Source organism: Rhodopirellula sp. JB055, from assembly GCF_043100905.1.
Lineage (GTDB): Bacteria > Planctomycetota > Planctomycetia > Pirellulales > Pirellulaceae > Rhodopirellula.
Genome location: NZ_JBICHO010000440.1, coordinates 1 through 9,365 on the forward strand (window position 1 = coordinate 1; position 9,365 = coordinate 9,365).

The 9,365-nt window shown below is 56.3% G+C and carries 8 protein-coding genes; 2 read left to right on the forward strand and 6 right to left on the reverse strand.

Going from position 1 to position 9,365, the window contains the following annotated elements; translation table 11 throughout:
* Positions 1–391: 391 nt before the first annotated feature.
* From ACF8AM_RS17315 to ACF8AM_RS17340, 6 genes are all read right to left on the reverse strand, one after another.
* The gene (locus tag ACF8AM_RS17315) at positions 392–664 is read right to left on the reverse strand and encodes a DUF350 domain-containing protein (RefSeq protein WP_392556845.1); all 273 of its coding nucleotides are present in this window, start codon (positions 662–664) and stop codon (positions 392–394) included.
* A gap of 151 nt (positions 665–815) precedes the next feature.
* Positions 816–980 carry a hypothetical protein gene (locus ACF8AM_RS17320; RefSeq protein ID WP_392556846.1) on the reverse strand — a complete coding sequence of 55 codons (165 nt, stop codon included), beginning with the start codon at positions 978–980 and terminating at the stop codon, positions 816–818.
* Positions 980–1,261, reverse strand: a complete 282-nt coding sequence (locus ACF8AM_RS17325) for a hypothetical protein (RefSeq protein ID WP_392556847.1) — start codon at positions 1,259–1,261, stop codon at positions 980–982. Before ACF8AM_RS17325 ends, ACF8AM_RS17320 begins: the two co-directional genes overlap by 1 nt.
* A 42-nt stretch (positions 1,262–1,303) precedes the next feature.
* Positions 1,304–2,497: a DUF4178 domain-containing protein gene (locus tag ACF8AM_RS17330; protein ID WP_392556848.1), complete on the reverse strand. Its 1,194-nt coding sequence runs from the start codon at positions 2,495–2,497 to the stop codon at positions 1,304–1,306.
* A gap of 62 nt (positions 2,498–2,559) precedes the next feature.
* Complete coding sequence (locus ACF8AM_RS17335; RefSeq protein ID WP_392556849.1) at positions 2,560–3,000, reverse strand: S-adenosylmethionine decarboxylase family protein; 441 nt, start codon at positions 2,998–3,000, stop codon at positions 2,560–2,562.
* A 58-nt stretch (positions 3,001–3,058) separates the two neighbouring features.
* Positions 3,059–4,183, reverse strand: a complete 1,125-nt coding sequence (locus ACF8AM_RS17340; RefSeq protein WP_392556850.1) for an SPFH domain-containing protein — start codon at positions 4,181–4,183, stop codon at positions 3,059–3,061.
* A 635-nt stretch (positions 4,184–4,818) separates the two neighbouring features.
* On the opposite strand from ACF8AM_RS17340, the gene ACF8AM_RS17345 reads away from it, so the two are divergent.
* Both ACF8AM_RS17345 and ACF8AM_RS17350 read left to right on the forward strand, forming a co-directional pair.
* The gene (locus ACF8AM_RS17345) at positions 4,819–7,485 is read left to right on the forward strand and encodes a DUF1592 domain-containing protein (RefSeq protein WP_392556851.1); all 2,667 of its coding nucleotides are present in this window, start codon (positions 4,819–4,821) and stop codon (positions 7,483–7,485) included.
* 51 nt (positions 7,486–7,536) lie between these two features.
* On the forward strand, positions 7,537–8,940 hold the full coding sequence (locus ACF8AM_RS17350; RefSeq protein WP_392556852.1) for a DUF1552 domain-containing protein: 1,404 nt from the start codon (positions 7,537–7,539) through the stop codon (positions 8,938–8,940).
* Positions 8,941–9,365 lie beyond the last annotated feature (425 nt).

Below are 9,365 nucleotides of genomic sequence, written 5' to 3' on the forward strand. Positions count from 1 at the left end.
TGAAAGCAACCGCAGGACTCGTGTTGCTGGGCGGTATCAAAATCGCTGAAGCATCGCTTGGTTTGGGCGACGATGATTCCTCGAGCTATGGAAGTGCGGACAGGAATTTGAACCAATGGCTGGACGATCGAGATCGCTGGCGGAAGAGTGACTGAGAAACGCTTGGTTCATTCTCGTTCGAAATTCCCCGACTCCAACGTGGCAGATTTGCTCACCGTGATTTGCGATTTCTAGCTTGCACGTCTGTCAGGTGCTGCTGCCAACGATGATTTCCTTTCATCCTCGATGGACAACTGCTTTCATTGCTTCGTTCGTGGACAAAGTTTGCCTGTGATGCGTCGTCGCACCCGAACACCGCTGCGTCAAAACGGAGGAATCCAGTTTCCAAGAGTCAGCCGATGACGGAGGCAGCGATGATGATGGAGATTCCTAGCACGATGGCGGCGACGACGATGGAGACCGCCAAGTTGTGTTCTTCTCCGATCTCGTGCAGGATCGAAAACGGGGTCAGCTTTTCCATCAAGACCAAACACACAAGAAACACCACAATCCCAACGACGGAAAAGACACAGGCGGCGACCAAGTGTTGCAGCAACAACTCCAGGCCAGTGCTGGCGGGGAGAGGTTCTGTTGACTGGGCCAGTCCTCGGATCGGTTCAAGCATGGGTTCTTCCTTTTCGTTTGGTTGGGTTCGATTAATGGCTTGTGTTGGGTGAAGTGACGTCAGGCGGCCGTGAAAGTTGGTCGCTGGTTTGGTGAACCGGTCTTCCGATGGCAGAGAAGGATCGACGGAAAGCGGGAAGGTGCGGGGCGACTCATTTTCCTCCGCCCCATGATCCACCGTAGGCCCGACCGCCTCCGCTGCTGCCCATGTTGTCGACGATGCCAAAGTTGATCGCTTGCCAGCCCCGGAACGCCGCGACGGAATACCAGCCGCAGACGAGGAAGCCAATGATCAAATAGATGCGGAGCAATTTCATCAGTCATCACTGCTGGCATAAGGACTGAAGTCGCTGTCTTTCCAACGCGAAACTTCGAAGTTGTATTTGAACACCATGCATCCGATCGGAACCGCGGACACAAACAGCAACGCGTAGAACAGCATCCATCCATCGGCGCTGGGTGTTGCCGACGAGGCTGGGCGATGATTGCCCAAATAGATAATGAACATGTAAAAGCAGAAGCCTAACCAGGCGGCCCAGATGCCAAACGAAATGGGTGGCGATGGCTGGATGACTCCCACACCCCATGGTCGTTTCAAGTGATACACTCCGAACGCCGTTTCGACAAACCCCGGTTTCATTTAGGTACCCAGAGACACGGTGCGTTCGTGAGTGCGTCCGGCGAAACTGTCTTCGATCGAGAGCATGCGTGGCGGCGCGATGAAGTCGGCGGTCTCAACGCAATCTCCTTGCTGGACTTTCCAGTAGAACTCACCGATCACGTGCCGGACAATTGCGGTGGCTCGGTCGTAGATTCGGTACGAGTGGCCGTCATGATAAATCCGGCTGGACAAGGGATCCATCGCGTGGCCGGTGACGGGCTGGACAAACGACCAATGGTGATCGTTCTCGACCAACCAGCGGAATCCAACACCAGGTGCATAAAGCAAGTATTCGGTCCACGGGTAAGTCGTGCCGGCATAACGTACAAATCGAGCCATGATGCCGATGATGATGTACTCGGTGCCTTCGATGGTGCCACGCACCCCCAGCGGCAATGAGGAGTGCAGTTCACGCTTCTCCAGCATCGTGAGCAGTTTCAGCCGGCCGTCATCGTTGGACAACAACGCGCCACAATGCTGACAACCCACACGCAGGGTTTCCTTGGGGGCGTGCAGATCCAAGGAACCGCCGCACTTCGGACAATTCAGGTGCAGGGATGCAACAGCAATCGTTCCCGAACCTGGATCGGGCTGCCAATCCGGAGTCGACAGGTTCAGTTTGTCTTTGGTGACCGTGCGACCGATGTACGTGTGTTGTTCGCCGCGAGAGTAGTCAAAGGTTGCAAACCAGGATCCACCGTCTGGATCGGGTGCGCCTTGAAGATCGACATAGCGGTGATCGTCACCGGGGCGAAATTGCCAGGGGATCTCACCCTGACCCGAGCGGGCTTTCGCGACGCCGGTTTCCATTACCGTCAGGTCTTGCCCGCCATAGGGAACGACTTGTCCCAGTTTCAGCGATTCAAAAGGGGGCAGCGGGGACTTGACGCGGACGGGGCGTTCAAACGTCAGGTGCAGTTGGCCTTGAGCCTCGGCCAACCATGCCATCTTGTCGCCGGGGAATCGCAGATACCACTCGTCCCAAACGCCGCCGGCGGCATGGTCGTATTGGACTCGTCCGATGACTTCGAACGGTTTGCCACGAAATGAACCGGAGGAACCGATTTGAACGACTGAGTCCGTTTCGACGAGGTCACTGACCTTGCCGTAGTCCTCAATGTCTTTGTCGCCACGAGCAACCGCGGTGTGACAAAACTCACAGACGCTGACCATTGAGTTTCCGAATCGGAATTCCACGGGGGCTCCGCAACCCGGGCACGAAGCGCGGCGAACCTTCATTCGTCGACCTCTTCGTTGGTTGCTGCCCAGGATCCTCGGCGCAGGTGCCGGATTCGCACGTCGTTGGCGTTCAGTCGCGATTGCAGATGAGACCGCCAATCCCAAACCGCTGTCTCGCGGCAGCAAACCAAGTTGAACGTGGCGATGCTATGTTCGGGATAGGTGTGCACGGCCAAATGAGATTCGGACAACAGGTACAACGCCGTGACGCCGTGAGGTGGTCCAAACACATGCGACTGAGGCACACCGACGACCTTCAATCCCAACGATTCAATCACGTCTTGGCAGATTGCTTGGATCGTCGCCAACGACTGAAGCGACCGTGGATCGCATCCCGATGCATCGACGATCCACTGGCCTCCGACGCTGATGGCTGGCGCAGCGGCGGATGGCTTGGTCGTCGTGTTCGTCGGTGCGTTGAGGGGCGTTGAGGGCACTCAGTTCACTCCGTTGTCATCGTTCCATCACGGTGGTCGTGGAATTCTGTTGCCGGGATCAGTTGGCTGGCGGAGGAGGCGGTGGGCTTCCCGCGGCCAGCATCGGTGCCAAGGCGGGCACGTCTTTTGCCATCAGCCAACCACTCATTCCGGTCGCCCACACCATCGATTCAGCTCCCATTTCGCCGCTGCCAATTCCCGCACGAACTTGCTCGGGAGTGAAGGGGCCGTGGGTCACGCCGTCTTTGGCAACGTACCAAGCGGTCGCTGCAGGTGGAGGTGGTGGACCTGCGGGGCCAGCGGAGGGTGCGGCGGCGCCTGGCGCCATGGCACCGGGCATCATCCGTCCCGCCATGGCAACACCGAGTCCCAGTCCCAGGCCTTCGGCGGCTCCACCGCCACCACCGTTTTCGGCGGCGGAAGTCATCGCTTGGCCCATCTGGAATTGTTGGAACCGGTTCATGTCGCCGATCACGCCCATGCTGGTTCGCGTGTCCAGGGCTTTCTCAACCGATTCAGGCAAGGAGATGTTGACGATGAACAATTGAGGACAATCCAGTCCGTATTCGTCGTCGATTTTCTCGACCACTCGCTCGCGAAGTTGGGCGGCGAGTTGTTCGTAATTGCTGGCCAAGTCCAAGGCAGCGATTTGAGACGATCCGATCAAATCCGCGAATGAGGACTGGATGATCGAACGCAGCAAGACGTTCACGTCGTCAGCACCAAACTCGCCGTCGGTGCCAACCACTTCCAGTAACAGAGCTTTGGGATCGACGGCACGCAAAGCATACGTGCCGAAGGCGCGAATTCGGATCGGTCCGAACTCAGGGTCTCGCAGCATGATCGGATTGGGAGTTCCCCATTTCAGATCGGTGAGCTGACGAGTGCTGACAAAGTAGACTTCCGCCTTGAACGGGCTGTTGAATCCGTACTTCCAACCCTGCAACGTCGACATGACGGGCATGTTGTCCGTCGTCAGTTGATAATGCCCCGGAGGATAGATGTCCGCGATTTCGCCTTTGTAAACAAAAACAGCGGTCTGGCCAGGACGCACGATCAACTGCGCCCCGTTTTTGATTTCGTTGTCGTGCCGAGGAAAACGCCACATCAAAGTGTGTTGTGTGTCATCGATCCATTCGATGATGTCAATCAACTCGGAACGAATCAGATCAAACAATCCCACGTCGCATCTCCTGTTTACGGTCTCGAAATCGCTGCAAAGCCTAGGGCGGTTGGGGGGCAGGGTCAAACGGTGACCCACCCAAAATCCCGAGCGGAATCCCAGCAGCGGGATTCTAGCGTTCATCGGTCATGCTCGGGGCCACGTGCGGCGACTGTTTCGGTGAATGCCGATTCGATCGAAAGCCAGCCCCAACAACCCGAATCACCCTTCCCACTGCCTCTCAGGCGTAATTCAACGAGCATCTGGGCGCGGGAAACCAGCCGGACGGGGCCGCGGGCTCCAGAGGGGCCGGAAAAAGAGCACGCTTATGGCCGAAGACGCGTCGAACGACGGAATCGCCAACCGGCATCGCTTGAGCAGCACGTTTTCGCGGGGAATGCCGTGAATTTCGGTGTGAAACCTGAGGATTCGGTGTCCTCGAATAATCCATCGATTTTGCGAAAGGTATTCGATCGGCCTGTTCAATCTGCTACAATCGAGGACGCTGCGGCTAGTTCTGGGCCCCCACGGTGGGCGTTCATGAGCGGCGTCTGCAGTCCTGCCACACCTTTCCCACCTACCTTTACGATAGAGCCGCCCAGCAGCCAGATTGGAATGATCCAATCGAAAACTGTTGTGGAATGCTCGACCCGCCTATGAGATCCGAACGCATCCTGCCGGGAACTCGATGGTTTCGCGTGTTGTTTCCGCTCGCGAGCACACTGGCATTGTTGGCTTTCTCAACCGCCAACGCCGACGAGAACGCCCCTGCTGATTCTCAACCCAACGAATCGGCATCGCTTGATCCTTCCGATTGGGAAAACACTGGTTTTCTGAAGCTGGAGGAATTCTGCCTTGATTGCCACAACGCCGATTACCAAGAAGCGGAAGTCGATCTGACGCTGCTCAGCACCGCCGAAAAAATTCGCGACAACAGCGAGTTGGCGATGCACTCGATCAGCATGATCCGCTTCGGTGCGATGCCCCCCGAAGACTCCGCGATTCCGACGGTCGAAGAACGTCGCGAATTGGCTGATCAGTTGGACGACCTGGTTTACCACGCGACGTGTGACCTGACTCCCAAACCCGGACGCGTGACAGCACGTCGATTGAATCGTGCCGAATACAACCGCGCAATTCGTGATTTGTTCGGGACCGATTTGCGACCCGCCGATCAGTTTCCTTCGGATGAAGTTGGCGGTGGTTTCGACAACAACGCGGATGTGTTGTCCCTGTCGACGATGCTGATGGAAAAATACCTCAAAGCGGGTGAATCCGTGGCGACGGCAGTCATCGTGGATCCCGCGACGCTTCCTTCGATCAAGAAAACATTCGCTGACTTGACGCTGCACACAATCGGCGACGCTGAACTCGCGTCGTTCGGCGAATGGTTCATTCGCGGTGACGGAATGGTTTGGGTCGAAGTCGATGTGCCTGTCGAAGGCGAATACTCCTTTGACGTCCGGGGCGGCACGAACCTGCGTCGTTCGGAATTGCAACAGTCCAAAGAAGAGGACGAACCGAAGCAGAAAGAGAAATCGAAAAAGAAGGACGACAAGTCAGAGAAGAAGGACGAACAAGACGTCGACGACAAGGTCAATCGTTGTGTGATGGTGCACGACGAAACCGGACGTTTGATTGAAATTTTGGATTTCAACTATCAAGAAAAGAGTGGTCCGACGGATGGTGAGTCGTTCCGCGTCATGTTGAAACCGGGCAAGCATAGGTTCTTCTTTTCACCGACGGAGACTTGGGTGGACGAATTGCCCAAACCGGAAGATCGGAAGGATCCATGGCGGATTGGCGAATCCGTGTCGAAACGAGTTCAAGGTTTCACGGACGAAGAGCTGGCCAAGACCGTGTTGCCGGCTGACGAGAAAATCGAAATCAATCGTCGGATCTCAAGCAAAGAGTTCAACTTCAAGTTCAAAACCGTTTCGGTCGACGGTCCATCGTCTCACACTCGCAAGGACTTGCCAAAGACGCAAAAGCAATTGATCACTCGGATGGCTCGACAGCGAGGGGATCGCTGGGAAGACGTTCAGAAAGCCGCCAAGATCAATTTGGAACCGTTGATGCGGCGTGCGTTTCGGCGTGAAGTCACAGATGAAGAGGTGAAGCGTTACGCATCGCTGGTGGAAGCGGCCACGGATCGACAAGAGTCGTTTTATGTTGGCATGCAACAGGCCATCACGGCGATTCTTTGTTCACCAAGTTTTCTGTTTCGGATTGAACTGCCCGAAACGGACAAGGCCCGTGAATTGGCCGCGGCAGGTGAAGCGGTGCCATTGTCTTCCACACAATTGGCCAGCCGAATGTCATTTTTCTTGTGGAGCAGTATCCCGGACGATGCCCTGTTGAAAGCAGCAAAGCAGAACGCATTGGTGGACGAACCCAAACGTGTTGAACAAGTTCGCCGGATGCTGAGCGATCCCAAATCGAATTCATTGGGCGAACAATTCGCGAGCCAGTGGTTTGGTTTGGGGAACTTGAATGCTCGCGACATGTCGGCGTTCGGTGGCAATGAAGAAGGCCCGTCGATCACAGTCGAGGACTTAGCCGCTGAAACGCAGACGCTGTTTGATCACGTGTTGAAGAACAACTTGCCCGTCACGGAATTGTTGACTGCGGACTACACGTTCGTGAACGAGGCTTTGGCGGATTGGTATGGCGTTGAGCTGCCCAATCCAAAGGAAACGCACAAATTGCAGAAGGTATCGCTCGCCGATGCTGGTCGAAGCGGGATCTTGGGTCACGCCGGGGTGCTGACACTGACCAGTTATCCGACGCGAAATTCGCCCGTTTTGCGGGGCAAGTGGATTCTCGAGAACATTCTCGGAACGCCTCCGCCGGAAGCTCCGCCAAATGTGCCGGAACTTGAAGAAACACGCGCGGCCTCCGCAAACGCGACGCTTCGCGAACAGTTGGAATTGCATCGCGCTGATCCTGGGTGTGCATCGTGTCACCGCGTCATGGACGCCCTGGGATTCGGTTTGGAAACCATGGATCACCTTGGCCGGCTGCGTCCGCCCAGCGATCCGTCCGTCGCCGAAGCCAATGGTGAATTGCCAGGCGGTCGAGCTTTCCGCGGTGCGATGGAATTGAGCGAGATGTTGGCCGAAACCGAAACCCGACGTTTTGCCGATACAACTGTTCGACGATTGCTTTCGTTCGCCATTGGTCGTGAACTGCGACCTGCGGATCGTTGTTTTGTCGAAGCGATTTTGAATGACGCCGAAGCCGACGGATTCCGCCTGCGAGATCTGGTCGAAGGCGTCATCAACAGCCCGCCATTTTTGTCCACTAGCGTCCCCACCTCTTGATCGTTCGTTCCTGCCTGCCAACGGCTCCTCGCCAGAACTAAGGAAAGTCAAATGAAAGACTCGATGAACGTCCCCAATGCTCCGAACCAACCCAACGCGATTGTGCAAGTCGGTTCGTCCCGATTGAGCCGCCGAACGATGCTGCGTGCATCGGGGTTGGCCCTTGGTTTGCCGTTGCTCGAGGCCATGACGCCGGCCGGTCGCAGTGCGTATGCCGCGAAAGAAGCGTTGCAGATGACTGACGTATCGCGACCAGTGCGCATGGCGTGTGTGTTCTTTCCCAATGGCGTGATCCAGCCCGCTTGGCGTCCGAAAGTTGACGGCGAGAACTGGGAAATGGGCCAGACCCTGAAGCCGTTGGAACCCTTCAAAGACAAACTCAATGTGATCTCGAACTTGGCCCATGAGAACGGACGAGCCGGCAAGGATGGCGCCGGAGACCACGCGCGTGGTGGATCGACGTTCTTGACCGCCGCACGTCCTGTCAAAACCAGCAGCAACATCCGACTTGGTATCTCGCTCGACCAAGTCGCCGCGACCGCGCTGGCCGGCCAAACACGTTTGCCTTCGATCGAACTCGGATTGAAGGGCAGTCGCAACGCGGGAAGTTGTGACTCGGGATACAGTTGCGCGTATTCGTCAAACATCTCTTGGAAGAACGAATCGCAGCCAATGCCTCAAGAGACCATTCCTCGTTTGGCGTTCGAACGCATGTTCGGTTCCGGTGACGCCGCCTTGGAACGCAAGCAGCGTCTGGCTCGCAAGAGCATCTTGGACGTGGTCCGTGACGATGCGGAGCGTTTAATGAAACAGGTCGGCAAGACTGACAAACGGAAACTGGACGAATACTTCACCAGCGTTCGCGAAATCGAAATGCGGATCGAGCAAACCGAAGCAGAGGATCGAAAATCACTTCCTGATTTGGAAGTTCCAATGGGCCGCGTCACTGCGTTCCGCGAACACGCTCGGTTGATGTATGACTTGATGGTCGTCGGTTTCCAAACGGACACGACTCGGGTGGCCACCTTCATGTTGGACACAGCCGGCGGCAATCGTACTTATCCAGAAGTTGGCGTGAAGGAAGCTCACCACGGATTGAGCCACCACCGCAACAAAGCCGAAACGGTCGAGAAGATCCAAAAGATTGATCAGTACCTCGTGGAACAATTCGCTTACTTCCTTGAGCGAATGGAATCGGTTCAAGAAGGTGACGGAACCTTGCTGGACAATTCGATGGTGCTGTACGGCAGCGGGTTGGGGGACGGCAACCGGCACACCCACCATGACTTGCCGATCGTGCTCGCTGGGGGCGGTGGAGGCCAGATCAAAACCGGCCGTTACTTGCAACCGCCGGAAGAGACTCCGATGGCGAACTTGTTCCTCAGCATGCTAGACGTCGTCTGCACGCCCGCGGAACAAATCGGTGACAGCACCGGCCGAGTCGACCTGCCGTAAGGGAAAATTGGATCTCAGGGTTTCCGCACCGAGCAATCTAAGGTCGTCTGAACGTGTCGGACCGCGACGAATGCTTTGCCGCTCGTAGGCCAGGTTCCACCTGGCGCTGGTTCTTTGCCAATGAACATGCCCCTCGCGATGGCAGTTTGCCCGGCCGCCTCGCTTTGTTACCAAAGCATCGGCCGGTTGCCAGGTACAACCTGGCCTACGTCACTTCGTCGCTTGACTCGTTCGGATCCAGAGCCTCGAGGCGGCACACGTCGGAATTCTTGGCGAATCCGGCTAAGGTAACGAGTCAGAGCAACCCGCTGACTCTCATTGTAATAGTGAAAACAGAGTCCAGATCAGTCATGAACAGATCACGGTGCCCTTTGCCTCCAAAGGTCACAATCGCAGTCAAACCAAAAGTAACGGAAATCGTCAAG

Excerpts from the sequence above, each read along its gene's own strand:
- ACF8AM_RS17315 (WP_392556845.1), bottom strand. The coding sequence starts at position 664 with ATGCTTGAACCGATCCGAGGACTGGCCCAGTCAACAGAACCTCTCCCC.
- ACF8AM_RS17320 (WP_392556846.1), bottom strand. The coding sequence starts at position 980 with ATGAAATTGCTCCGCATCTATTTGATCATTGGCTTCCTCGTCTGCGGC.
- ACF8AM_RS17330 (WP_392556848.1), bottom strand. The coding sequence starts at position 2,497 with ATGGTCAGCGTCTGTGAGTTTTGTCACACCGCGGTTGCTCGTGGCGAC.
- ACF8AM_RS17345 (WP_392556851.1), top strand. The coding sequence starts at position 4,819 with ATGAGATCCGAACGCATCCTGCCGGGAACTCGATGGTTTCGCGTGTTG.
- ACF8AM_RS17350 (WP_392556852.1), top strand. The coding sequence starts at position 7,537 with ATGAAAGACTCGATGAACGTCCCCAATGCTCCGAACCAACCCAACGCG.